Raw genomic sequence first — 25,316 nt, 5'->3', positions numbered from 1 at the left:
TTTAGTTTCCTTTGGCAGGCGCGGCGGCGCTGGCGACGCGTGGCGCGGTGCCGGTCAGTTCCACTTTCTGGCCATCCTTCAGGTTCGAGCTCGGATTGCGCAGCACGGTGTCGCCGGCAGCCAGGCCGGTCTTGATCTCGATGTTGCCGGTACGCTGGTCGCGGCTGCCGACCTGCAGGTCGACGCGGCCCAGGGTGCCGCCCTTCACGCGCCAGGTGTAGTTCTTGTCGCCCGCCTTGACGATGGCGCTTTCCGGCAGCATCAGGACGTTCGAGCTGGCGGCGTCGATGCGGCCTTCCGCATACAGGCCGGCCACGCGCGGCTGCTCGCCGGTCAGGCCCACCAGCACTTCGACCTGGCGCGTGATGTCGTTCGCGGCCGGGTCGATGCGCTTGACCACGCCGGTGAATTCCTGGCTGCCGTAGCCGTTGATGTGGAAGCGCACCGGCTGGCCCACCTTCACGGTGGCGATCTTGTCGGTCGAGACGCGGCCTTCGAAGCGCATGCTGGTCGGGTCGATCACCTTGACCAGTTCCTTGCCCGGGGTGGCGGTGTCGCCGTTCGATACCTTGCGGTCGCTGACGATGCCGTCGAAGGGTGCGCGCACCTGGGTGCGCGAGATCTGCTGGCGCGCGGCGGCCGCGCGCGAACGCGCCGCCGACAGTTCGCTCTGGGCGCTGTTGCGGCGCACTTCGGCTTCGTCCTGGGCCGCGGCCGAGGTCATGCCCGAGGCGCGCAGGGTTTTCAGGCGCTCGAGCTGGCGGTTGGCCTGGTCGAGCGCCTGGCTTGCGGCGCTGACGCCGGCCTCCGCCGACAGCAGGCTGTCGCGGATCGCGGTTTCGTCGAGTTTCACGAGCAGGTCGCCGCGCTTGACCGGGTCGCCGTTTTCTTTCAATACCTGCAGCACGACGCTGGATACTTCGGCGCGCAGGTCGGCGCGGCGTTCCGGCTGAATCGAGCCGGTGATCACCGGACCGGAGGCAAGCGAATCGCTCTGCACCGTCAGCAAATCCTGGGGCGCAACCAGCAGCTGGCTCGGTTTATTGTCCTTGGCCTGGGCCTTGGGGTCTTTCGCCTCCTTGCCGCAGGCGGCCAGGGCGGACGCGATGGCGAGGACAAGTAAAGTGTTGCGCAGCATGAGTTGGATCTCCCGAATTTTGGACGCTGAAGCTTTTATGGAATTGGAATAGACATCTTCAGCGCGCAGTATCCCGGAGGCGGCCACACCAGTCAATTGACGATCCCGCCCGCTGTGGTTTTGTATGGATGAACTGCATTTTGGCGCGATGGACTGCGCGGAAGGAAGATGAAATGCATACGCCGCACGCTTGGCGCGGCGTGGAAGATGGGTGTCAGGCGCTGAAAAGGTAATTGATCAGGAAGCCCATGCCGATGCCGGTGACGATGCCGCCGCCGATCTCGACCAGGGTGTGGCCCATGCGCTCGCGCAGGGTGATGTGGCCGGTGACTTCGATGGCGAGGCGGTTGATGGCAGCGGCCTGGCGTCCCACGTGCTGGCGCAGGCTGTTGGCGTCGATCATCACGATGAAAGCGAGGGTGACGGCCACGCCGAAGGCCGGGTGGTCGATGCCTTCGCGCAGCGCGATCAGGGTCGCCATGCTGGTGACCACCGAACTATGGTTGCTCGGGAAGCCGCCGTTGCCGACGAGGTTGAAGGCCCAGCGGCGCTGGCGCACGCTGGTGATCAGGAATTTGATCGGGCCGACGACCATCCAGGTCAGAAACGGCGTGATGAGGTAAGCGAAGTCCATGATGTTCCCAGTAAGTGTGCGCGGCTGCGTGCCCGATGCGCCGCCGCCGTTTTATGTGCCGGGCGGAATTATCGCAGAAGCAACCGGCGCGGGCGACCTGCGCTGCGCCGCCTTGCCCCGGCGGCGCGTAAGATGCTCTGAAACTGTGGCATTTCAACCAATATGAAAGGGAGCAACATGCGGCACTTCAGGATATCCATCGCTGTGACGGTCGTACTGATGATCCTGGCCGGCTGGTGGGGCTACGAGCGCGGCGGCATGGCGGGTCTTGTCAGTGCGCTGTGGATCACGGCGGTATTGGGTGTGCTCGAAGTCTCGCTCTCCTTTGACAATGCGGTCGTCAACGCCTCGGTGCTGCGCCACTGGAACGAGTTCTGGCGCAAGCTCTTCCTCACCGTCGGCATCCTGGTGGCGGTGTTCGGCATGCGCCTGCTGTTCCCGCTGGTGATCGTCTCGGTCGCGACCGGCCTGGGCCTGGTCGACGTCTGGAACATGGCGATCGAGACCCCCGACGAATACTCGCGCCACCTGACCGAGCACCACGCCGAAGTCTCGGCCTTCGGCGGCGCCTTCCTGATGCTGGTCTTCCTGAACTTCCTGTTCGACGACCAGAAGGAGCTGCACTGGCTGGGCTGGATCGAGGAAAAGGTCGGCAAGTACGGCTCCGAAGGCCTGGCGACCCTGCTGACCCTGCTGGCCGTGTTCTTCGCGATGAGCCTGATGCCCGAAGAGCGCAAGCTGCCGGTGCTGATCGCCGGCGTGGTCGGCGTGCTGATCTATATCGGCGTCAACTGGATCAGCGGCCTGCTCGAGGAAGAAGAGGAAGACCCGACCATCGGCAAGATGATCTCCCAGGGCAGCATCGGCGGCTTCCTGTACCTGGAAGTGCTGGACGCCTCCTTCAGCTTCGACGGCGTGATCGGCGCCTTTGCCATCACCAACGACGTCGTCATCATCATGCTGGGCCTGGCGATCGGCGCGATGTTCGTGCGCTCGATGACGGTGTTCCTGGTCTACAAGGGCACGCTGCAGGAATTCGTCTACCTCGAACACGGCGCGCACTACGCCATCGGCATCCTGGCGCTGATCATGTTCGCCAATGTCCACTACCACATTCCCGAATGGTTCACGGGGCTGTCGGGGCTGGCCTTCATCGTCGTCTCGCTGTGGTCCTCGATCCGGCACCGCAAGCGCAACGAGCTGGAGGAGGCGCAGGACAAGGTGGAAGCTGTTTGAGGACAGCCATGTGCGCCCTGCCATTTTGACAATCGGGGCGCGCGTGGCAGAATGGCGGCACATTTTGACTAGCCCTTCCCTTCTACTTACCTGACCAGAACAACCATGCCGAAAGCCCTGCCGCAACGCTCCATCGCCATCCTGCTGTCCCTGATCGTCGCCCTCGTCGTCATCTTCGCGCTGTACACCTGGTTCACGCTGACCTGGTCGTATTCCGAAGGCACCCGCGCCGGCTACCTGCAGAAGTTCTCGAAGAAGGGCTGGCTGTGCAAGACCTGGGAAGGCGAAATCCTGCTCTCGAGCATGCCGGGCGCGATCCCCGAGCGCTTCGCCTTCACGGTACGCGACGACAGCCTGGTAAACAAGCTGGAGTCGACCATGGGCCAGCGCGTCGAGATCAGCTATGAACAGCACCGCGGCGTGCCGACCACCTGCTTCGGCGAGACCGAGTATTTCGTGACGGGTGTGAATATCGGGCCGAAGAATCCGGTGGCGCCGAGCGATGCGCCGGTGGTGGCGCAGTGATAGCTTGAACGTATCACCGGTAGCCGGTGATATTGCGTAAGTATCAATGTAGGGTGGACGGCTCTGCCGTCCACGCGTTCAACACGCGTAAGCGTCATCGAAATATCTTCATCGCCCCACGAAACACGTTCGCGGCCCCGCGCATCGGCGCTGGTTGAACGCGTGGACGGCCAAGCCGTCCGGTAAACCCGTGATTGAGGCCATTGGCCTCAATCACCCCTACGTCCCTTCGATCAGCGTACCTGCTTATTCGTTCCCCGAGCGCCGCTGGTTCATGATCACCTCCGCCAGGCGGGCGGCCGCTTGCTGGGCCGAGGGCAGCTTCTTCAGGCGCTCGAGCACGTCGCGGGTGATGTTTTCCGAGGCGGCGCGCTGGCGGGCTTCGGCCTTGCGGTCGTTGATCGCGTCCTCGGTCGCCGACAGTTCGGCGGCCTGCTCTTCCAGCCGTTTCGTTTCCAGCTCCAGCAATTCGCGGCGGGCATCGGCCATCTGCTGGGTGGTGGTGGCCGTCTTGCGCTGCATTTCTGCGTGGGCCTGGGCGTGGTCGAGCAGCGCGCGCTGGGCGTCGCGCTTTTCCAGCGCGGCCTGGGCGGCGGCGGCTTCGAGCAGTTCGCGTTCGCGCGCCAGGCGGGCGGCTTCTTCCTCGGCTTCGGCGCGTACCCGGGCGGCCAGCAGGGTTTCCTGTTCGGAGGCCAGGCGCGCTGCGGTCGCTTCGCCGGTGCGCGTTTCCGCGTCCAGCCGCTCGCGCTGGGCCGCCAGTTCGTTTCCCGCTTGCGCCACGGCCTCGCGCGCCGCCGCGACCGCCTGCTGCTCGGCCTCGGCCAGGGCGGCGGTGGCGCGCAGCTGCGCGTCTTCGGCCGCCGCACGTTCGGCCTGCAATTGCGCCAACTCGGCCGCGGCACGGGCGCGTTCCTGCGCCGCCGCTGCGGCCGCTTCCTCGCTGGCGGCCTGCTGGAACACGCTGGCCGCTTCCTCGCGCTGGGCGGCCAGCAGCGCCTGGCGGGCGTCGGCGGCGCGGCGCTCGGCCTCGGCCTGCTCGCGCAGCAGCGAGGCTGCGTGCAATTCCGCCTTGGCGCGCGCTTCGGCAGCCTCGGCCAGCTCGCGCTCCTGCGCCAGCTTTTCCTCGATCTGCACCAGCGCCGCCTGCTCGCTGGCCAGCCGTGCGCGCTCCGTTTCCGCCAGTTGCGCGGCCTGCTGCTGGCGGCGCTCCGCCAGCTCGGCGGCCTCGCGTGCCAGCGCGGCTTCCTGGGCTTCGAGTTCGATGGCGGCCGCCTGGGCCTCGTTGGCCGCGGCGCGCGCGTCGGCCGCGGCCTGGGCCTGGGCGGCGCGCTGCTCGGCCAGTTCGCGTTCGCGTTCCTGCTGCTGTGCCTCAAGCGCGGCAGCTTCCGCGGCGGCGCGGTCGGCTTCGGCACGCTGCTGGGCATGGGCGGCGGCGACGGTTTCCGCCTGCAGGCGGGCCTCCACCTGCAGGCCCGCTTCGTGTTCGGCGGTGATGCGCGCTTCGGCCGCTTCGCGCAGCTTGCGGTCGGCTTCGATGCGCGCTTCGGTGGCGGCGACGATGCGCGCCTCGGCTTCCACCCGCGCCTCGAGGCTGGCGGCGGCCATCTGTTCGGTGCGCTCGCGGTGCACGGCGGCGTCGCGCACCTGTTTTTCCAGCTGCAGGCGGCTGCGCAAGGTGTCGGCGGCGACCCGCTGCGAGTCGGCCTGGGCCTGGGCGATCGAGGTGCGCTCGTGTTCGACGTGGGCCAGCGCGCGCGCTTCCTCGAGGGCGCGCGCTTCGGCGGCGGCGCGGGCGAAGGCCGAGGCCAGCGCGACCTGGTCGGCGCGTTCGCGCGCCAGCGCCAGTTCGAGCGCTTCGGCTTCGGTCTCGGCCAGTTTTTCGGCGGTCTCGCGGGCCGCCTTCTCGGCGCGCTCGCGTTCGCGCGCCAGCACGGCGACGCGGGCGTCGGCGCTGGCGCTGTGCAGCACGGCTTCGCGCGCGGCTTGCACCGCCGCGATGCGTTCCTCGGCCTGGCGCCGCGCGTCTTCCGCCTGCACCAGCAATTCCTCGGCGGCGCGGGCCGCTTCGGCCGCCATCGCGGCCTCCGCGTCGATCTGCTCGGCGGCGCGGCGGCGGGCGTCTTCGGCCGCGCGCGAACGGGCCTCGGTCGCCAGCCGGCTTTCGGTGTCGGCCTGGACCCGGGCGCGCAGCTCGGCCGTTTCCTGGCGCATCGCTTCCAGGCGCTCGCCCGCCGCCTGGGCTGCGGCGCGCAGGGTTTCCAGGCGGTCGCGGTTGGCTTCGATGGCTTCTTCGGAGGCTTGGGCGTTGGCCAGCGCGGCCGCGGCGGCGGCGGCATCCATCGCCGCGCGCTCCTCGGCCAGCGAGCGGGCGCGCGCCTCGGCATGGGCGCGGGTTTCGGCCGCCACGTTCGCCTTGGCTTCCGCCTCGACGCGCGCGATCGCTTCCTTGATCGCACCTTTTTCCACCGGGCCGCGATCGGCCGGCGTGCCGGACAGGGCGGCAGGCAACGGCCGGCCGGGGGCCGGCGGCAGGTCGATCGTGAAGTCGGTATCGTCGTGCGGAGCGGGTACGGGTTCCATGGCGTTTCTCTTTCAGGCTGGCGCAGCGGCAGGTGCGCGCGCGCAAGCCATTATCAATGAAACGCAACAATCACGTCACGCGAAGCTGCGCGGTAAAAACGGCGCTATTCCTGCGTTCGAAAACTTGTCAGACTGGCCATAGCGGCGGCTCGTCCATCAAGGCCACCTGCTCGCGCAATTCGAGGATGCGGTCTTGCCAGTACCGCTGGGTATTGAACCAGGGGAACGCCGCCGGAAACGCCGGGTCGTCCCAGCGCATCGCCAGCCAGCCCGCGTAATGGATCAGGCGCAGGGTGCGCAGGGCTTCGACCAGGTAGAGCTGGCGCGGGTCGAAGTCGCAGAAGTCTTCGTAGCCGGCCAGCACGTCGGCCATCTGGCGCACCATGTCCTGGCGCTCGCCCGACAGGAGCATCCACAGGTCCTGCACGGCCGGGCCCATGCGGCTGTCGTCGAAGTCGACGAAATGGGGACCGTCTCCGGTCCAGAGCACGTTGCCGCCATGGCAGTCGCCGTGCAGGCGCAGCAGCGGCACCTCGCCGGCACGCTCGTAGCAGCGCGCCACCCCGGCCAAGGCCTGCTCGACCACGCTGGCGTAGGTGGCGCGCAGTTCGAGGGGGATGAAATCGTGGCGCATCACATAGTCGAAAGGCTCGCGCCCGAAGGTCTGGGCGTCGAGCGCCGGGCGCAGCGCGTAGGGCGCGATGGCGCCGACGGCGTGGATGCGGCCGATGAAGCGCCCGGTCCATTCGAGCACCTTGGGGTCGTCGAGTTCCGGGGCGCGTCCGCCGCGGCGCGGGAACACGGCGAAGCGGAAACCCTCGAAGGTATGCAGCGTGCGGCCGTCCAGCGTCTCGGCCGGCACCACCGGCACTTCGCGCGCGGCCAGCTCGGCCACGAAGGCGTGTTCTTCCAGGATGGCGTCGTCGGACCAGCGCGCCGGGCGGTAGAACTTGACCACCACCGGCGGCCCCTCCTCGCGCCCGACCTGGTAGACCCGGTTTTCGTAGCTGTTGAGCGCGAGCAGGCGCCCGTCGCCGCGCAGGCCGACGCTTTCGATGGCGTCCAGCACGCGCTCGGGGCCGAGGCTGGAGAACGGATGCGCCGCCTGCGGCGCGGAAGAAGTAGACTCGGTATGCATGGTTCCCATTGTACGGCGGCGACCACTATTTCGTGCGTCCTGCCCTGCGCGGCGTTACACTGCCACCTTCATTGAAAGAAAGTGCCACATGCAACTCGAACAACCCCTCAGCGAAAAAGAATTCGACGACCTCGACCAGTTCCTCCTCTCCGAGCGCAGCCCGGAAGACGCGATGACGATGGACACCCTGCACGGCTACCTGACGGCGATCGCCATCGGTCCGGAAACCATCATGCCGGCCGAATGGCTGCCGCGCGTCTGGGGCGAAGGCGAAGGCGCCGCCCCGAAATGGAAGACTCCGAAGGAAGAAGAACGCATCATCAACCTGATCATGCGCTTCATGAACGAAGTGCTGATCACCTTCGAAGTCTCGCCGAAAGAGTTCGAGCCCCTGTACTGCGAGCACGAGCACAAGGGCCAGACCCTGATCGACGCCGAAGCCTGGTGCTGGGGCTTCTGGGAAGGCATGGAACTGCGCCCGGGCTCCTGGGACCCGATCTGGGAATCCGACGTGGCCGAGCTGATGCGCCCGCTCTACCTGCTGGGCGCCGACGAGATCGAGGAAGCCGAACTGCCGCTGGTCGAAGACCCGGTCAAGGCGCACCAGTTGGCGCTCGAGGTCGAGGCCAACCTGCCGGCGATCTACAAGTACTGGCTGCCGCTGCGCAAGGCGGCGGTGGAAACCGTGCGCCACGAGACGCCGAAGGTCGGTCGCAACGACGATTGCCCTTGCGGCAGCGGCAAGAAGTTCAAGAAGTGCTGCGGGGCCGACGCGGCCTGAGCACGCCAGGGGACGTGACTGTCCCATCCCTTCCAGTCGTCCGACGGGCGCGCCGCCACTGGCGCGCCGCGCTTTACCTCCTACACATCGAGCAGCCATCTTGACGACCGTCCCGCCCATCCCCAGCAGCGAACAGGAGCGCCTGGCCGTGCTCGACTCCTACGGCATCCTCGACACGCCGCCGGAACGCGCCTTCGACGACCTGACCCGGCTCGCCAGCCAATTGCTCGGTGCGCCGATCGCCGCCGTCAACCTGCTGGCCGAAGGCCGCCAGTGGTTCAAGTCGGAAATCGGGCTGGGCACGCGCGAAATGCCGCTGGACGATTCGATCTGCAAGTTCGCCCTGCTGCAGGAAGGGCAGATGGTCGTGCCCGATACCCGGCTCGACCCGCGTTTCACCCGCAATCCGCTGGTGACGGGCGCGCCCGGCCTGCGCTTCTATGCGGGCGAACTGCTCAAGACCCGGGATGGCGTTCCCCTCGGCACCCTGTGCGTGCTCGACCTGGAACCACGGCCGGCGGGCCTGTCGCCACAACAGCAGTTCATCCTTGAAACCCTGGGCCGCCAGGTCATGAGCCTGATCGAGCTGCGCAAGGCCTTGAAGGAGCAGGAAGCGCTGCTGGCGCAGCAAAAATCGGTCGAGGAGGAACTGCGCCTCGAGCGCGACCAGAGCCGGCGCCTGCTCGAAGGCATGGACGAAGGCTTCATTTTCCTCGATGCCGAGTTCCGGCTCCAGCAAATCAATACCGGCGCCATGCGCTTCGAACTGCGCAAGCCGGATGAGATGCTGGGACGGATCCACTGGGACATCTGGCCCGGCTCGGCAGACCTGGCGGTGGCCGCCCATTACCGCCACGCGCTGGCCAGCCAGGAGCCGGTCAACTTCGAGCAGGAATACGTGTTTCCCGACGGCCGGGGCTTCTGGCTCGACATGCGGGCCTATCCCGCCAACGGCGGCCTCGCCGTGTTTTATCGCGACATCACCGAACGCAAGAACGCCGAGCGGGCCCTGCACGACAGCCAGGCGCACGCCCTGGCCGTGGCGCGCCAGGCCGAGGCCGAGCGGCGCCGCCTCGATGCCCTGCTCGAAGCGGTGCCGGTCGGGATCATCGTCGCCGACGCCGGCGGCGCGGTCCTCCATGTGAATGCCGAGAACCGCAAGATCTGGGGCCAGCACCCGATGTCGGCCAACGTCGGCGATTACGTGGACTGGAAAGGCTGGTGGGCCGATGGCTCGGAGCGGCACGGGCGCCGCCTGCGCATGGACGAATGGGCGATGGCGCGCGCGCTGGCGGGCGAAGCGTCGCCGCGCCAGGTCATCGAGGTCGAGTCCTTCGACGAGCCGCCAAGGCGGCGCATCGTCCTCAATTCGGGCGCGCCGATCCGCGACGAACAGGGCGCGATCGTCGGCGCGGTGGTCGGCCAGATGGACATCACCGACCGCATCAGGGCCGAGGAAGCCCTGCGCCAGGCCGACCAGAAGAAGGACGAATTCCTCGCCATGCTCGCGCACGAGCTGCGCAACCCGCTCGCGCCGATCGCCTCGGCGGCGGCGATCCTGTCGAGCCGCGCCGTCGACGCGGCCACCGTGCACCGCACCAGCGCCATCATCGCGCGCCAGGCGAAGCACATGACGGGCCTGATCGACGACCTGCTCGACGTGTCGCGGGTCACGCGCGGCAGGGTCGAGCTCGACACCGCCGAGCTCGACGCGAAGGACGTGATCGCCGACGCCATCGAGCAGGTGCGCCCGCTGGTCGAAAAGCATGGCCACCGGCTCACGCTCGAGCTGTCGCCGGCGCCCGCCATCGTGCTGGGGGACCGCAAGCGCCTGGTGCAGGTGATGACCAACCTGCTGTCGAACGCCGCGAAATACACGCCGAACGGCGGTAATATCGCCGTGCTGCTGGAAGCGGGCGAGGACGATCTCGCCATCACGGTGCGCGACGACGGCATCGGCATGACGCCCGAGCTGATGGCCGATGCTTTCGAGCTGTTCTCGCAAGGCAAGCGCGGCCTGGACCGCAGCCAGGGCGGCCTGGGCATTGGCCTGGCCCTCGTGAAAAGCCTGTTGCTGCTGCACGGCGGCACGATCACGGTGCATAGCGAGGGGCCCGATACGGGTACAAGCTTCCAGCTCCGGCTGCCGCGGTCGAGCCGGCAACAGCCGCGCACCGGCGCGGACACCGGCCGGCATGGCATGGAGGAGCCGCCGCTGCTGCGCATCGCCATCGTCGACGACAACGAAGACGCCGGGGCGACACTGGCGATGTTCCTCGAGGCCTGCGGGCACCAGGTGTCGGTCTACCACACCGCGCGCGGCGCGCTCGATGCGCTGCCGGCATGCGCGCCGGACGCCTGCCTGCTCGACATCGGCTTGCCGGGAATGAATGGCTTCGAGCTCGCGCGCGCCCTGCGCGCGGAGCCTGCCATGCGCGCGGCGCTGCTCGTTGCGGTGACCGGCTACGCGCAGGAACAGGACCGGCAGCAGGCGCGGGCAGCCGGCTTCGACGAGCTGTTCGCGAAACCGGTGGACCTCGGCGCGCTGAACAGCCTGCTCACGCGGACCTTCCGGCCCCGGCCGCGCTGACCGCCCCGTTCATGGCGGGTCGGCTCAGGCGGTCTCCAGCCGCTGCTCCACCAGCGCCGCCAGCAGGTCGGAGCGGCTGACGACGCCCACCACCCGCCCCTGCTCCCCCGTGATCACCACCTGGTGATAGCGCCCGTCGCGCAGCAGCGGCACCAGCTCCGCCAGCGGCGCATCGAACGGCAGCGCGGCGATGCGCGGCTGCATCACGGCGGCGACGCGCTGGCCGGCGCCCGGCACCAGCGCCCGCAGCCGGGTTCCCCAGCCGGCCTGGCGCAGCAGGTCTTCCTGGGCCAGCACACCAAGAATGTGGCCTTCCCCGTCGAGTACCGGCAGCGACTGCAGGCGGTGGCGCAGCAGCAGCGCCCGGGCATGCTCGACCGTATCGCGCGGATCCAGCGAGACGATGTGGGTCGACATCAGCTCGGCGCAGGTGCGCTCGCGGAAGTGGCGCGCCAGCGCCAGCTGGCGGGCGTCCTCGACGATGGCCAGCAGGTCGTCGCGGCTGACGTCGAGCACCTCGCCGTAGCGTTCGAGCGCCGCCTCCAGGTCGTCTTCGGTGATGCCCAGGCGATCCTCCGGGGCGGGGTCGCCGGTGGCGTGCAGGTTCTTGTCGGCGGCGTGCTGGCCGTGCGGATAGCGATGCCCGGTCAGGTTGTTGTAGAGCAGCGCGGCCAGCACGACCAGGGCCGAATTGAGCGCCACCGGGTTCAGGGCAAACAGGAAGCCGGCCTCGTGGACGGCATGCCCGCCGAGCACGGCGGTCAGCGCGACGGCCCCGCCGGGCGGATGCAGGCAGCGCAGCGCGAACATCACGGCGATCGCCAGGCAGCCGGCCAGGGCAGCGGCCAGCAGGAAATCGGGCACCAGCTGGGCGCAGGCCACACCCACCAGCGCCGACACGGTATTGCCTCCCACCACAGACCACGGCTGGGCCAGCGGGCTGGCCGGCACGCAGAACAGCAACACGCTGGAGGCGCCGATCGGCGCGATCAGCCAGGCAGCCTGCTCCGGGGCCAGCAAGTGGGTGCAGAGCGCGGTGGCGAACAGGCCGATGCAGGCGCCGAAGGCCGAGCGAAAGCGGTCGAGCCGGCCGGTGGCCAGCGGCTGCGGCAGGAAGCCGTGCAGCCATTGAGTCAGTGTTGCTCGCATTGGGGGGAAGCGTCGCTTAATTCAGGCAAAGAGTGCAATTACACCATAAAGCGGCAAACCCACGCCAGTGCAGCGCCAGTTTGCGGAACGTCCCAAATAGGTACGCGAGCGTCCCATTGTGGTCGTCAAATCCGTCAATGCGCGTTCGCGCACGGACGGTCCGTGTCCTAAGGAAGAGCCTGTCAGCCCGACTCCCACGGCCAGCGCGCCGCGCTGCGTGATGTCGATTTGACGAAAAGGACCCCGACAATGAAAAAAGCACTCACGCTGACGCTGCTGGCCGCTGCCGCCACGCTGCTCGTCTCCGGCGCCCGCGCCCAGTCCGCCCAGCCGCCGAAAGCCGAGCCGGACATGCAAAAGGTACTCGACGCCATGGCGGCCCTGAAGCCGAAACCCATCGAAAAGCTCAGCCCGCAGGAAGCGCGCAAGCAGCCGACGCCGGCCGACGCCGTGAAAAAAGTCCTGGCCGACAGCGGCAAGCCGACCGCGCCCGAGGCCGGCGTCAGCGTCAAGACCATGACGGTGGGCAGCGGCGACGCCAGCTTCCCGGTCCACATTTACACGCCCGAAGGCAAGGGACCGTTTCCGGTCATGGTGTACTACCACGGCGGCGGCTTCGTGATCGCCGACACCAAGGTGTACGACGCCAGCCCGCGCGCGCTGGCGAAGATGGCCAATGCGATCATGGTCGCGGTCGACTACCGCCAGGCGCCCGAGCACCCCTTCCCGGCCGCCCCGAACGACGCCTTCACGGCCTACCAGTGGACCATCGACCATGCGCGCGAATTCAATGGCGACCCGACCCGGGTCGCGGTCGGCGGCGAGAGCGCGGGCGGCAACCTGGCGACCGTGGTCTCGATGATGGCGCGCGACAAGAAGGTCGCCATGCCGGTGCACCAGCTGCTGGTCTACCCGGTCGTCGACAACGACATGAACCGCCCTTCGTACCAGCGCAATGCGAACGCCAAGCCCCTCAACAAGGCGATGATGGCCTGGTTCTTCAAGCACTACCAGGGCGACCCGAAGAGCCCGTATGCCTTGCCGATGAAGGCCGCCTCGCTGAAGGGTCTGCCGCCGGCGACCGTGATCACGGCCGAGATCGACCCGCTGCTGTCCGAGGGCCAGGCCTATGCCGAGCGGCTGCAGAAGGAAGGCGTGCCGGTCAGCTACAAGGAATACAGCGGCGTGACGCACGAGTTCTTCGGCATGGGGGCGGTGGTGCCGAAGGCGAAGGAGGCAGAGCAGTTTGCGGCGGATGCGCTCAAGAAGGCGTTCGCGGCGAAGTGATCCGACACGCGGGCGCAGGTCAGCAGACGATGGTTGAACGCGTGGAGTGATTCAGGCTGGGGGCCTGGATCACGAGCCGTGCACCCTACAAATACGTAGGGTGGACGGGTCTCCCGTCCACGCGTTCATTGATGTACGATACTCAACATTGTTCTGTATCCCACACTGGAGACCCCATGACCGCACGCCTGACCAGCACCGCCCTGCTCGCCCTCGCCGCCTGCATCGCCACCCCTTCCTTCGCCGCCGCCCCGATGGCGAAAACCCCGGCGCCCGGCTATTTCCGCATGATGCTGGGCGACTTCGAAATCACCCCGGTCTCGGACGGCACCGTCGACCTGCCGGTCGACAAGCTGCTGGTGCAAAAGGCCGACAAGACCACGGCGGCCCTGTCAAAGTCCTTCCTCAAGGCCCCGCTGGAAACCTCGGACAACGCCTTCCTGGTCAACACCGGCAGCAAGCTGGTCCTGATCGACACGGGCGCCGGCGTGCTGTTCGGGCCGACCCTGGGCAAGCTGCTGGCGAACATGAAGGCGGCCGGCTACACGCCCGAGCAGGTCGACGAGGTCTACCTGACCCACATGCACAGCGACCACCTGGGCGGCCTGCTCGTTCAGTCGAAGATGGCCTTCCCGAACGCGACCGTGCGCGCCGCCAAGCGCGAGGCCGACCACTGGCTGAGCCAGGCCAACATGGACAAGGCGCCGGCCGATGGCAAGGACAGCTTCAAGAACGCGATGGCCGCGCTCGACCCTTACGTCAAGGCCGGCAAGTTCAAGACCTTCGAGGGCGATATGGAAGTCACGCCGGGCATCCGCGCCCAAGGCGGGCACGGCCATACGCCCGGCCACACCACCTTCGTTGTGGAGAGCCGCGGCCAGAAGATGGTCGTCATCGGCGACCTGATCCACGTGGCGGCGGTGCAGTTCGAGAACCCGGCGGTGACGATCGGCTTCGACGGCGACCAGAAAGCGGCGGCCGCCGCACGCAAGAAGTTGTTCGACGCGGCTGCCAAGGATGGCGCGCTGATCGGCGGCGCCCACCTGCAATTCCCCGGCCTGGGCCACCTGCGCACCGAGGGCAAGGGTTATCGTTTCGTGCCGGTGAACTACACCCAGATGCGCTAAGCAACCAGGGTAGAGGCGTCCCCGCCAGGTGCCGGGGACTGGCCGCGCACCCCTGCCAGCAGCTTCGTCAACCGCTCGAAATCGACCGGCTTGACCAGGTGCTCGCTGAAGCCGGCGGCCAGGGCCGCGCGCCGGTCCTGTTCCTGTCCATAGCCCGACACGGCGATCAGCACGCTGTGCGCCGTCTCCGGCTGGGCGCGCAGGCGCCGCGCCAGCTCGATGCCGTCGACGTCGGGCAGGCCGATATCGAGCAGGAACACGTCCGGCTGCTCCACGCGGCCGCGGGCCAGGGCGCGCAGCGGCTCGTGTTCGACCGCTACCTGGTGGCCGGATACTTCCAGCAGCATCGCCAGCATGCCGGCCGCGTCCACGTTGTCGTCGACCACCATGATGCGCAAGGCGCGCGCCGCGCGGCGCTCCATGGACGGCGCCGGCTGCGCATCGGCGGCGGGCACGGCCAGCGGCAGGCGCACGGTGAAGCTGCTGCCCTGCCCCGGCCCCGGGCTGGCGCAGGTGACCGTGCCGCCATGCAGCTCGACCAGGTTGCGCACCAGCGCCAGGCCCAGCCCGAGCCCGCCCTGCGAACGGTCCGAGGAACGCTTGGCCTGGGTGAACAGGTCAAAGGCGCGCTCGGTCAGTTCGCGCTCCATGCCGATGCCTTCGTCGACCACGCTCAGCACCAGCATGCCGCCTTCAGCTGACGCATGGACGTCGATCGCCCGGTCCTCGGGCGAATACTTGACGGCGTTGCCGAGCAGGTTGGCGAGCACCTGCACCAGGCGCGCGCGGTCGCCTTCGAGCATCAGCGGCACGGCCGGCAGGTGCAGGGTCAGGCGCTGGCGGCGCGCCAGCAATTGCGGGCGCACCTGCTCGACGGCTTCGTCGACGATGGCGCGCACCTCGAGCATCGTCTTGTCCAGTTCGATCAGGCCGCGGGTGACGCGCGACACGTCCAGCAGGTCGTCCACCAGGCGCGTCATGTGCCGCACCTGGCGCCCGATGATGGCGCTGCTCTGGCGCACCCGCGCCTCGTTCAGGGTGCCGATGTCGAGCAGCTGGGCGGCCGCGCTGATCGGCGCCAGCGGGTTGCGCAGCTCGTGGGCCAGCATGGCCAGGAATTCGTCCTTGCGCTGGTCGGCTTCCTTCAGCTTTTCCTCGGCCAGCTTGCGGTCGGTGATTTCGCGGAAGAAGATCGCGATCCCGCCGTCCTGGACCGGAAAGGCGCGGATCTCGTTCCAGCCGCCGCGCCCGTCGATCTGCGGCAGCCGGTATTCGACGGCGCCGGCCTGGCGCGCGTCCATGGCCCTGAACAGCATGTCGCCCGCCTCGCTGCCGATCACCTCCGGGAACAGCTCCCAGTGGTTATGCCCGATGACTTCGTCGGCGCGCTTGCGGCAGATGCGCAGGCCCTCGGCATTCATCCGGATGATGGTCCAGTCGGGCGCGACCAGCCCGAAGCCCTCGATCATGGTGTCGAAGATGTAGCGGCTGCGGTCGCGTTCGGCGCGCAGCTCGGCCTGGGCGCGCGCCGTTTCCAGCGCTCCCCAGGTGCGTTCGGCGGTCTCGCGGGTGAAGCGCACGTCGGCCTCGGTCCAATGACAAGGCTCGGACCGGTTCAGGCTGAGGAAGCCGACCAGCCGGCCGCCGCGCATCAGCGGGACGGTCAGCACGGCGGCGGCGCCCTCCGTGCGGAAAATCGCCCGCGACTCGGCGCAGCGCGGATCGGTCTCGACATCGCCGACGACGAAAGTCTCGCCGGCACGCGTGAGCGCGGCGATCGTCGGGCCGAACGCGTCGAGGGGATAGGTCGGGCGGGAGAGTCCGGTGCTGCCGTCGGCGTTCCACTGGTGGCGCACGGTGAACGCGCGGCCGGCGTCGTCCACCTCGGCATACGTGGCGCGGGAGAGGGCCAGCTCCTCGCCCAGCAGGGCGCTGGCGGTGGCCAGTACCTCGTCGGGGGAACCGAGCGGGTGCAGCGCGTCGGACAGCTTCAGTTCCAGCGCGGTGCGGCGCTCGGCCTGCACCCGGGCGGTCGTCTCCATGACGGTGCAATACATGCCGGCGACGCTGCCGCTGCCGTCGTGCAGGGGCGAATACGAAAACGTGAAATTACCCTGCTCGGGATAGCCCTGGCGCTGGACAACCAGCGGCAGGTCTTCGAAGAAGGCCGATTTGTCCGACAGCGCGCGGTCGATGATGGGCACCAGGTCGTCCCAGATCTCGGCCCACACCTGCTGGAAGGGCTGGCCGAAGCCGGCCGGGTGCTTGGCGCCCATGATGACGGCGTAGGCGTCGTTGTACAGGAAGCGCAAGTCCGCGCCCCAGGCGACGAACATCGGGAAGGACGAGTTCAGGGCCATCCGGAATGCAGTCGCCAGTTCGGGCGGCCAGCTGTCGGGATGCCCGAGGGGATTGCCATGCCAGTCGTGGCGGCTGAGCAGCGCGCGCACGCCGGCGAGGGGCTTGGTGGAGCTGGTGAGGATGGCGGACATCCCGCGATTTTCGCACAGGAATGGGGTTTACCCGTGCACAAAAATATGACAGCGGCGGCCTTGCAGCCGCCCTTGCCATATTTACAGCTTGCGCATTACAGTTTAATAAAGTGCTCGCGGTAGTACTTCAGCTCTTCGACCGACTCGATGATGTCGGCCAGCGCCGTGTGCTTCTGGTGCTTCTTGAAGCCGGACGCCAGGTCCGGCTTCCACCTCCGGCACAGTTCCTTCAGCGTCGACACGTCCAGGTTCCGGTAGTGGAAGAAGGCTTCCAGCTTCGGCATGCCGCGCGCCATGAAGCGGCGGTCCTGGCAGATGGTGTTGCCGCACATCGGCGACTTGCCGGCCGGGACGAAATTCTTGAGGAAGGCGATCAGCGCGACTTCGGCGTCCGCTTCGGTGACGGTAGAGGCTTTCACGCGGTCGATCAGGCCCGAGCGGCCGTGGGTGCCCTTGTTCCAGTTGTCCATCTTGTCGAGCGTTTCGTCCGACTGGTGGATCGCGAAGACCGGGCCTTCGGCCAGCACGTTCAGGTGCATGTCGGTGACGACGACGGCCACTTCGATGATGCGGTCGCTGTCCGGGTCAAGCCCGGTCATTTCCATGTCGACCCAGACCAGGTTCATCTCGTTGGGACGGTGGGCAGCTGCCGCAGGGGTTGCGGATGCGGTGGATTCAGGGGCTTGTGACATAATTCTCTCTTTGCCAAATCAATCCTGCATTTTCTCACAGGCACGGAATGTCTTCACTCGCGTTTTCGGTTTTGTTCGTCGTTTTCTTCGTGCTCACGCTGGTGCTGCGCTTCTGGCTGGCCAACCGCCAGATCCGCCACGTGCTGCGCCACCGCGGCCAGGTGCCGGCCGAGTTCGCATCCAAAGTGTCGCTCGAGACCCACCGGAAAGCGGCCGACTATACGGTCGCCAGGACCCGCTTCGGCATCGCCGGGCTGCTCTGGGGCGGCCTCACGCTGATCGGCTTCACGCTGCTGGGCGGGCTGCAGGCGCTGTCCTCAAGCCTGCTGCAGCTGGCCGGCCCTGGCATGCTACATCAGATCCTGCTGGTGGCCGCGTTTGCCGCCATCTCCGGTGTGCTGGACCTGCCCTTCGACTACTACCGCCAGTTCGTCCTCGAAGAACGCTTCGGCTTCAACAAGATGACCCGCAAGCTGTGGGTGATGGACATGGTCAAGGGCGCGCTCATCGGCGCCGTGATCGGCCTGCCCTTCCTCTGGGTCGTGCTCAAGCTGATGGAAACGGCCGGCCCGCTCTGGTGGCTCTGGGTCTGGTGCGTGTGGAGCGGCTTCCAGCTCTTGATGATGGTGCTCTACCCGACCGTGATCGCACCGCTGTTCAACAAGTTCACGCCGCTGTCCGACGAAAGCCTGAAATCGCGCATCGAAGGCCTCATGTCCCGTGTCGGTTTTGCTTCAAAAGGGCTGTTTGTGATGGACGGCAGCCGCCGCAGCGCGCACGGCAACGCTTATTTCTCCGGCTTCGGCGCCGCCAAACGCATCGTCTTCTTCGACACCCTCATCGAGCGCCTGGCGCCGCAGGAGATCGAGGCGGTGCTGGCCCACGAACTGGGCCACTTCAAGCTGCGCCACATCGTCAAGCGCATCGTCGTGATGTTCGCGCTGTCGCTCGCCTTCCTCGCCCTGCTCGGCTACCTGAAGGAGCAGAGCTGGTTCTATACCGGCCTGGGCGTGACGCCGACGCTCATCGCCCCGAACGACGCCATGGCGCTGCTGCTGTTCATGCTGGTGCTGCCGATCTTCACCTTCGTGCTCGGTCCGCTCAATTCGATCACCTCGCGCAAGCACGAATTCGAGGCAGACGCCTTCGCGGCGCAGCACAGCGATGCGAAGGACCTGGTGTCGGCGCTGGTCAAGATGTACGAGGACAATGCCTCGACCCTGACCCCGGACCCGGTGCACTCGGCGTTTTACGACTCGCATCCGCCGGCCTCGGTGCGCATTGCGCACCTGAATGCACAATTGAAGGGGGCGGCGTGAAGCTCGTCGAGCAACGCTGCGTCCACGGCGCGCCGGCCTTGCCCGAGGCCGAGCTGAATTTGCTGCTGGCGCACCTGCCGCAGTGGAGCCTGAACGGCAAGCGCATCGAGCGCGACTACGCTTTCCGGGATTACCACGAGACGATCGCCTTCGTGAACGCGCTGGCCTGGATGGTCCACGGCCAGGACCATCACCCCGACCTGACGGTGCGCTACCGCCACTGCCTGGTCGCCTACACCACCCATTCGGCGGGCCACGCGGTCTCGCTGAACGATGTCATCTGCGCTGCGAAAGCCGACGCAATCTACGAAGAACGGACGCAGGCATGAGCAACAAGACAAAGAAAAACGGCAGCGAGACCATCAGCGGCACCATCATCGCCGCCCACGGCCGCCACTACCTGGCGGACGTCGCCGGCGAAAAATTCCAGTGCGTCACCCGCGGCAAGAAGACCAACGTGGCCGTGGGCGACGTGGTGCATTTAAAACAGACCTCGAACGACCAGGCCGTGATCGAGGACATCGCCGAGCGCAGCACCCTGCTCTACCGCTCGGACCAATACAAATCGAAGCTGCTGGCGGCGAACATCACGCGCCTGTTCATCGTGATCGCCACCGAACCGGGCTTCGCCGACGACCTGGTCTCGCGCTCGCTGGTCGCCGCCGAGGCGGCCGGCATCGAGGCCCACCTCATCCTCAACAAGACCGACGTCGAAGACCTGCTGCCGCGCGCCCGCGAACGCGCCGGCGTCTACGCGGCGCTCGGTTACCCGGTGCACGAAGTGTCGGCACGGGCCCATCCTGAACACGCCCTGTCCGTGCTCCAGCCGCTGCTGGCCGGCCAGCGCTCGATCTTCATCGGCCAGTCGGGCATGGGCAAGTCCTCGCTGATCAACCTGCTGGTGCCGGACGCCGACATCGCCGTGCGCGAAATCTCGGCAGCCCTCGACACCGGCAAGCACACCACGACTTTTACCCGGCTGTACTGGCTGCCCGACGGTTCGGCGATCATCGATTCGCCCGGCTTCCAGGAATTCGGCCTCTATCACCTGAGCGAAGGCATGCTCGAGCGCGCTTTCGTCGAGTTCAAGCCGTACCTGGGCGGCTGCAAGTACTACAACTGCCGCCACCTGGCCGAGCCGCAGTGCGCGGTGCTCACCGCGGTGGCCGAGGGCAAGATCGCGAAACACCGCCACGAACTGTACGGCCAACTGCTGCACGAGTCGGCGCAGACGCTGTATTGATGGGCTGATTCGGTCAGGCGCTGCCGGTTCCGCGCAATATGTCGCTGAGCTGGTCGATGCTGAAGGGCTTGAGCAGGTACTTGTCGGTGGCGCGGGTGTTCTCGGGCTGCGCGTGGCCGCTCGAGAAGATCGTCTCGATTGCCGGATACAGCATCCGCACTTCATTCGCCAGCTCGATGCCGGACATGCCCGGGAGGGTAATGTCGGTCATCAGGACGTCAGCCGGCTCGTGCGCCAGCATCTGCAACGCCACTTCGGCGCTGGCGGCCGACCTCGCTTCGTGGCCGAGCAGCGCCAGCAGCTCGGTTGTCAGCTCGCGCGCATCCTCGTTGTCCTCGACAAGCAGCACGCGCCGGCCTGCGCCATGCGCGGTCGCGGCGGGCAGCGGCGGCGCATCGAACGAAAGCGGGACCGCGGCCACAGGATCCTGCGTGTCCGCCGGCGCAGCGCGCTCACGTCCGTCGAGCAGCTGGCGCAGCCGCAATGCCAGCTCCTCACGACGGTAGGGTTTGCCAATCAATTCGACCTCCAGCCCCAGCCGGTGACGCTCGAAGGCGCCTTGTGTGTATCCTGAGGTGAACAGTACGGGAAGGCCGGGCACCAGGGCGCGCGCCGTTACGGCCAGCTCCGGGCCGTGCATCGCGCCGGGCATCACGACATCGGAGAACAGCAGGTCGATCGGCATACCTCCACCGATCAGCGCCAGCGCCTGCGTCGCGTCGCCGGCCAGCAGCACCGTATAGCCCAGGCCGCGCAACATGTCGCCCACCGTGTCCCGCACCGCCGGGTTGTCTTCGACTACCAGGATCGTCTCGACGCCGCCAACGGCCGCGCCAGCCGTCGCCTGCTGCAGCTCGTCGAGCGCCTCCAGGGTGCGCGGCAGGTACAAATGGAAAGCGGCGCCCTCTCCCGTATGGCTGCCAAGCACGATGTTGCCGCCGCTCTGGCGCAGGAAGCCGTAGGCCATGCTCAGGCCGAGGCCAGTGCCCTCGCCTTCGCGCTTGGTGGTAAAAAAAGGATCGAAGATCTTTTCCGCGATTCCAGGAGGCACACCCGGACCGCTGTCGGCCACCGTGATGACGACATATTCGCCGTCCTCCAGGTCCTGCACGCCCGGCGCTCCCGAGTCGCCCAGGACGCAGTTGGCGGCCGTGATCGCCAGGGTGCCGCGCCCGCTCATGGCGTCGCGCGCATTGATGGCAAGATTGATCAGCACGTTCTCGAGCGGATAAGGATCGACCAGCGTGCGCCACAGCCCGGGATCGGCCGAGATGCAGGTGTCGATCGCCTCGCCGGTGGCGTGCCGCAGCAGGTCTGCCATCCCTGCAAGCAGTTTGGCCAGGTCGATCACGCGCGGCTGCAGCGGCTGGCGCCGCGCAAAGGCGAGCAGCTGGGCCGACAACCGGCCGCCGCGGTCGACTGCGGCAGCGGCGGCATCGATCCGGTCACGTGCCGGCTCGTTGCCGGGCAAAGCCAGGCGCAACAACTGCAGGTTGCCCGATATGATCTGCAGGACGTTGTTGAAGTCATGCGCCACCCCGCCGGTCAGCTGGCCGACCGCTTCCATTTTCTGGCTCTGGCGCAGTTCCTGCTCGATCTTCAGCAAGTCCTCGGTGCGCCGTGCAACGCGCTCCTCGAGGTTGGCGGTAATCGCCTGCAGCGCCAGTTCGACTCCACGGCGTTCCGTCACGTCGGTGACGACGCCCGCCATCCGGACCGCCTTGCCGCCTTTGTCGCGATAGACCCTGCCCTTCACCGCGATCCAGCGTTCGGCGGCGCCGGAATCGATCCGCACTTCATAGCGCAGTTCGCCGTCGCCTTCGCGCAGCGCGCGTGCATGGGCGGCCCGCATCAGGGGGAGGTCCCCGGAGGCCACATGGCGCTCGGCCGCATCGCTTCCCCAGTCCGCCTGAGGTGTGTCGTAACCGAACAGCAAGTCGTGGCGCTCCGAGCGTCGCGACGTGCCCGACTCGAGGTCGATCGTCCAGGTGCCCATGGCTGCGGCATCGAGGGCAATCCGCAGGTGCTCCTTGCTGGCGCGGACCTCGCGCGTCAGGCGGATGCGCTCGGTGACGTCATAACCACCGACAAAAATGCCGGAAATGACGCCACGCTCGTCACGCAAGGGGTGGTACAGCAGGTCGATGTAGCGCTCTTCTGACTCGCCGCGCAAGCGGATCGGCGTGGCCAATGCCGAATATGGTTCGCCGCTTCGGTACACCTGGTCGAGCAAGGCGTAAAACCCTTGTGTCGCCAGTTCCGGGAACACGGTGCGCACCGGATTGCCGACAAAATCACGTTTACCGGCAATGGCGAGGTAAGCGTCGTTCACATACTCGTAGACGTGCTCGGGTCCGGACAGGATGGCCACGAAGCCCGGCATTTGCTGCAAGGCATAACGGTGACGGGACGACTCGAGCTGGCGCGCGCGCTCGGCCTGCACCTGGCTGGTGATCTCGAATCCCTGGTTGAACAGTCCCGCGATCCTGCCGTCGTCGCCGATGATCGGGGTCGCCGTGAAACTCCACCAGGTAATCTCGTGTTTTCCGTTGCGCAGCATCGGTAACTCGACATTTTCCTGAAGAAAACCTTCGCCCGTCTCCAGCGTGCGGTAGAACGGCTGGCACACGTGATCCCATGCGCTGTCCCACACCTCGGCCACCGGGCGCGCCAGCGCCCACAGGTGGCGATCGGCCATGGATTCGATGTATGCATCGTTGTAGAGCATGCACAATTCCGGTCCCCACAGCACGGCGCCGAGCACCGGCGAATTCAGGCAGGCGTAGACAGCCGAGCGCAGCGACTGCGGCCAGGTTTCCGGCGGGCCGAGCGAGGAAGCGTTCCAGTCGAACGCGCGCATGCGTTCGCCCATCTGACCGCCGCCGCGCAGGAAGGCTGGCGTCACAGCGCCGGAAGTGTCTTGAAGCATGTGTCGGGTTCGATAAATATTCTTGCAGGACTACAATCGTACTCGATTTCGTCAAATTTTTGCGGTATTTACGTTTGTGCTGTCCGAAATTCGTCCCGCTTTCCCTAGCGTCAAGCAAAACCTTTATAATCAGAGGGATAACATGGATTCCGAATACGATATGCCAGGCTCCCGACCGATCAAGCACTTCCTGCAGTTTTCCGATTTCTCCGCCGACGAATTCGAATACGTCATCGAGCGTGCGAAGGTCATCAAGCGCAAGTTCAAGGCCTACGAGGTCTACCACCCGCTGGTCGACCGCACGCTGGTGATGGTGTTCGAGAAGAGTTCGACGCGGACCCGGCTGTCCTTCGAAGCCGGCATGCACCAGCTGGGCGGCGCCGCGATCTACCTGAACACGCGCGACAGCCAGCTCGGGCGCGGCGAACCGGTCGAGGACGCCGGCCAGGTCATGTCCCGCATGTGCGACATCATCATGGTGCGCACCTTCGGCCAGGACATCATCGAACGCTTCGCGGCCCACTCGCGCGTCCCGGTGATCAACGGCCTGACCAACGAGCACCACCCCTGCCAGGTGCTGGCCGACATCTTCACCTTCTACGAGCACCGCGGCCCCATCGCCGGCAAGACGGTGGCCTGGATCGGCGACGCCAACAACATGCTGTACTCCTGGCTGCAGGCGGCCGAAGTCTTCGGCTTCCACCTGAACATCTCGACGCCCAAGGGCTACGACCTCGACCCGGCGCTGGTCTCGACCAAACGCTACACCCTGTTCGAGAACCCGTCGGACGCCTGCGAAGGCGCGCACCTGGTCAGCACGGACGTATGGACCAGCATGGGCTACGAGAAGGAAAATGCCGAGCGCCTGAAGGCCTTCGACGGCTTCATCGTCGACGGCGCCAAGATGGCGCGCGCCAATCCCGATGCGATCTTCATGCACTGCCTGCCCGCGCACCGCGGCGAGGAAGTCGCGGCCGAAGTCATCGACGGCCCGCAGTCGGTCGTCTGGGACGAAGCGGAAAACCGCCTGCACGTGCAGAAGGCACTGATCGAATACCTGCTGCTGGGCAGGATCGAAGACAACTGAATTTTTTAGCACCACCCTTTGTTTGATCGTCGGCTCGCAAGAGCCGGCTGACCATCTCAATCCCTCCTCCTCTCCACACTGGAACCTCCATGAGCGACATCAAAAAAGTAGTTCTCGCCTACTCCGGCGGCCTCGACACCTCCGTCATCCTGAAATGGCTGCAAGACCATTACAACTGCGAGATCGTCACCTTCACGGCCGACCTCGGCCAGGGCGAAGAACTCGAGCCGGCACGCGCCAAGGCCATCAAGTTCGGCATCAAGCCGGAAAACATCTACATCGACGACGTGCGCGAAGAATTCGTGCGCGACTTCGTGTTCCCGATGTTCCGCGCCAACACCGTCTATGAAGGCGAATACCTGCTGGGCACCTCGATCGCGCGACCGCTGATTGCGAAGCGCCTGATCGAGATCGCCAACGAGACCGGCGCCGACGCCGTCTCCCACGGCGCGACCGGCAAGGGCAACGACCAGGTGCGCTTCGAGCTGGGCGCCTATGCGCTGAAGCCGGACGTCAAGATCATCGCTCCATGGCGCGAGTGGGACCTGCTGTCGCGCGAGAAGCTGCTGAAGTACGCGGAAGACGCCGGCATCGACATCGACATGAAGCACAAGAACGGCGGCGCGCCCTACTCGATGGACGCCAACCTGCTGCACATCTCCTTCGAAGGCCGCCACCTGGAAAACCCGAGCGCGGAAGCCGAGGAATCGATGTGGCGCTGGACGGTGTCGCCCGAGCAGGCGCCGAACGAAGCCGAGTACCTCGACATCGAATACGAAAAGGGCGACATCGTGGCCCTGAACGGCCAGCGCATGACGCCGGCCCAGGTGCTGACCGAACTGAACCGCCTGGGCGGCAAGCACGGCATCGGCCGCCTCGACCTGGTCGAGAACCGCTACGTCGGCATGAAGTCGCGCGGCTGCTACGAAACCCCGGGCGGCACCATCATGCTGCGCGCCCACCGCGCGATCGAATCGATCACGCTGGACCGCGAAGTGGCGCACCTGAAGGACGACCTGATGCCGCGCTACGCCAGCCTGATTTACAACGGCTACTGGTGGGCGCCGGAACGCGTCGCGCTGCAGACACTGATCGACCACACCCAGGCCACCGTGAACGGCTGGGTGCGCGTGAAGCTCTACAAGGGCAACGTGATCGTCGTCTCGCGCGACTCGAAGACCGATTCGCTGTTCGACATGAACATCGCGACCTTCGACGAAGACGGCGGCGCCTACAACCAGGCCGACGCCGGCGGCTTCATCAAGCTGAACGCGCTGCGCATGCGCATTGCGGCCAAGGCACGCGCAAAACGCGGGCAGTAATCGCATACGCGAGAACGTGACAAAGCCGCCCTTGGGCGGCTTTTTTT

At 66.8% G+C, this 25,316-nt stretch carries 19 protein-coding genes; 11 read left to right on the top strand and 8 right to left on the bottom strand.

Translation table 11 applies throughout. The features are described 5' to 3' along the window. Window position 1: 1 nt before the first annotated feature. Window positions 2-1,138: an efflux RND transporter periplasmic adaptor subunit gene (locus tag ACWCIA_RS09870; RefSeq protein ID WP_454162822.1), complete on the bottom strand. Its 1,137-nt coding sequence runs from the start codon at window positions 1,136-1,138 to the stop codon at window positions 2-4. A gap of 214 nt (window positions 1,139-1,352) precedes the next feature. Continuing rightward, window positions 1,353-1,772, bottom strand: coding sequence for a divergent PAP2 family protein (locus ACWCIA_RS09865; RefSeq protein WP_454162820.1), 420 nt, complete (start codon window positions 1,770-1,772; stop codon window positions 1,353-1,355). A 177-nt stretch (window positions 1,773-1,949) separates the two neighbouring features. Here ACWCIA_RS09865 and ACWCIA_RS09860 point away from each other — a divergent pair, with 177 nt between their 5' ends. Next, the gene (locus ACWCIA_RS09860) at window positions 1,950-3,008 is read left to right on the top strand and encodes a DUF475 domain-containing protein (RefSeq protein WP_454162818.1); all 1,059 of its coding nucleotides are present in this window, start codon (window positions 1,950-1,952) and stop codon (window positions 3,006-3,008) included. A 105-nt stretch (window positions 3,009-3,113) separates the two neighbouring features. Further along, window positions 3,114-3,533 carry a hypothetical protein gene (locus ACWCIA_RS09855; protein WP_454162817.1) on the top strand — a complete coding sequence of 140 codons (420 nt, stop codon included), beginning with the start codon at window positions 3,114-3,116 and terminating at the stop codon, window positions 3,531-3,533. Window positions 3,534-3,779: 246 nt separating this feature from the next. On the opposite strand, the gene ACWCIA_RS09850 is transcribed toward ACWCIA_RS09855, so the two are convergent. Both ACWCIA_RS09850 and ACWCIA_RS09845 read right to left on the bottom strand, forming a co-directional pair. After that, window positions 3,780-6,113 (bottom strand): hypothetical protein, encoded by a 2,334-nt coding sequence (locus ACWCIA_RS09850; protein WP_454162816.1) that lies wholly within the window; start codon window positions 6,111-6,113, stop codon window positions 3,780-3,782. Between the two features lie 127 nt (window positions 6,114-6,240). Further along, window positions 6,241-7,251, bottom strand: a complete 1,011-nt coding sequence (locus tag ACWCIA_RS09845; protein WP_454162814.1) for a serine/threonine protein kinase — start codon at window positions 7,249-7,251, stop codon at window positions 6,241-6,243. A gap of 88 nt (window positions 7,252-7,339) precedes the next feature. Between ACWCIA_RS09845 and ACWCIA_RS09840 the strand changes: the two genes are divergently transcribed. Beyond that, window positions 7,340-8,032 carry a UPF0149 family protein gene (locus tag ACWCIA_RS09840; protein ID WP_454162812.1) on the top strand — a complete coding sequence of 231 codons (693 nt, stop codon included), beginning with the start codon at window positions 7,340-7,342 and terminating at the stop codon, window positions 8,030-8,032. A 100-nt stretch (window positions 8,033-8,132) separates the two neighbouring features. After that, entirely contained in the window at window positions 8,133-10,622 is a 2,490-nt protein-coding gene (locus ACWCIA_RS09835) for an ATP-binding protein (protein ID WP_454162810.1), read from the top strand. 24 nt (window positions 10,623-10,646) lie between these two features. On the opposite strand, the gene ACWCIA_RS09830 is transcribed toward ACWCIA_RS09835, so the two are convergent. After that, entirely contained in the window at window positions 10,647-11,771 is a 1,125-nt protein-coding gene (locus ACWCIA_RS09830) for an HPP family protein (protein ID WP_454162808.1), read from the bottom strand. Between the two features lie 249 nt (window positions 11,772-12,020). On the opposite strand from ACWCIA_RS09830, the gene ACWCIA_RS09825 reads away from it, so the two are divergent. Further along, the gene (locus tag ACWCIA_RS09825) at window positions 12,021-13,058 is read left to right on the top strand and encodes an alpha/beta hydrolase (protein WP_454162806.1); all 1,038 of its coding nucleotides are present in this window, start codon (window positions 12,021-12,023) and stop codon (window positions 13,056-13,058) included. A 176-nt stretch (window positions 13,059-13,234) separates the two neighbouring features. Then, window positions 13,235-14,185: an MBL fold metallo-hydrolase gene (locus ACWCIA_RS09820; protein ID WP_454162804.1), complete on the top strand. Its 951-nt coding sequence runs from the start codon at window positions 13,235-13,237 to the stop codon at window positions 14,183-14,185. Here the strand turns inward: ACWCIA_RS09820 and ACWCIA_RS09815 are convergent. Beyond that, entirely contained in the window at window positions 14,182-16,677 is a 2,496-nt protein-coding gene (locus tag ACWCIA_RS09815; protein WP_454162802.1) for an ATP-binding protein, read from the bottom strand. The two genes, ACWCIA_RS09820 and ACWCIA_RS09815, sit on opposite strands and share 4 nt — an antisense overlap. Window positions 16,678-16,772: 95 nt before the next feature. Next, the gene (gene orn / locus ACWCIA_RS09810; RefSeq protein ID WP_454162799.1) at window positions 16,773-17,369 is read right to left on the bottom strand and encodes an oligoribonuclease; all 597 of its coding nucleotides are present in this window, start codon (window positions 17,367-17,369) and stop codon (window positions 16,773-16,775) included. A 47-nt stretch (window positions 17,370-17,416) separates the two neighbouring features. Between orn and ACWCIA_RS09805 the strand changes: the two genes are divergently transcribed. Genes ACWCIA_RS09805 through rsgA form a run of 3 tightly spaced genes read left to right on the top strand, consistent with a single transcriptional unit; the run spans window position 17,417 to window position 19,931 of the window. Continuing rightward, window positions 17,417-18,688: a M48 family metallopeptidase gene (locus tag ACWCIA_RS09805; RefSeq protein ID WP_454162797.1), complete on the top strand. Its 1,272-nt coding sequence runs from the start codon at window positions 17,417-17,419 to the stop codon at window positions 18,686-18,688. Then, window positions 18,685-19,017: a 4a-hydroxytetrahydrobiopterin dehydratase gene (locus ACWCIA_RS09800; RefSeq protein ID WP_454162795.1), complete on the top strand. Its 333-nt coding sequence runs from the start codon at window positions 18,685-18,687 to the stop codon at window positions 19,015-19,017. The genes ACWCIA_RS09805 and ACWCIA_RS09800 overlap by 4 nt, the downstream gene beginning before the upstream one ends. Continuing rightward, window positions 19,014-19,931 (top strand): ribosome small subunit-dependent GTPase A, encoded by a 918-nt coding sequence (gene rsgA / locus ACWCIA_RS09795; protein ID WP_454162793.1) that lies wholly within the window; start codon window positions 19,014-19,016, stop codon window positions 19,929-19,931. The genes ACWCIA_RS09800 and rsgA overlap by 4 nt, the downstream gene beginning before the upstream one ends. Before the next feature lie 13 nt (window positions 19,932-19,944). Here the strand turns inward: rsgA and ACWCIA_RS09790 are convergent, their stop codons facing one another. After that, window positions 19,945-22,860 carry a response regulator gene (locus tag ACWCIA_RS09790; protein WP_454162791.1) on the bottom strand — a complete coding sequence of 972 codons (2,916 nt, stop codon included), beginning with the start codon at window positions 22,858-22,860 and terminating at the stop codon, window positions 19,945-19,947. A 160-nt stretch (window positions 22,861-23,020) separates the two neighbouring features. On the opposite strand from ACWCIA_RS09790, the gene argF reads away from it, so the two are divergent. Together argF and ACWCIA_RS09780 are read left to right on the top strand one after the other, a co-directional pair. Continuing rightward, window positions 23,021-23,947, top strand: a complete 927-nt coding sequence (argF, locus tag ACWCIA_RS09785; protein WP_454162789.1) for an ornithine carbamoyltransferase — start codon at window positions 23,021-23,023, stop codon at window positions 23,945-23,947. 89 nt (window positions 23,948-24,036) lie between these two features. Next, window positions 24,037-25,269 (top strand): argininosuccinate synthase, encoded by a 1,233-nt coding sequence (locus tag ACWCIA_RS09780; protein ID WP_454162787.1) that lies wholly within the window; start codon window positions 24,037-24,039, stop codon window positions 25,267-25,269. Window positions 25,270-25,316 lie beyond the last annotated feature (47 nt).

This window comes from Massilia sp. SYSU DXS3249 (assembly GCF_053668055.1).
Note: the sequence above shows the minus strand (reverse complement) of the source record. Positions and strands in the feature narration are given on the sequence as shown.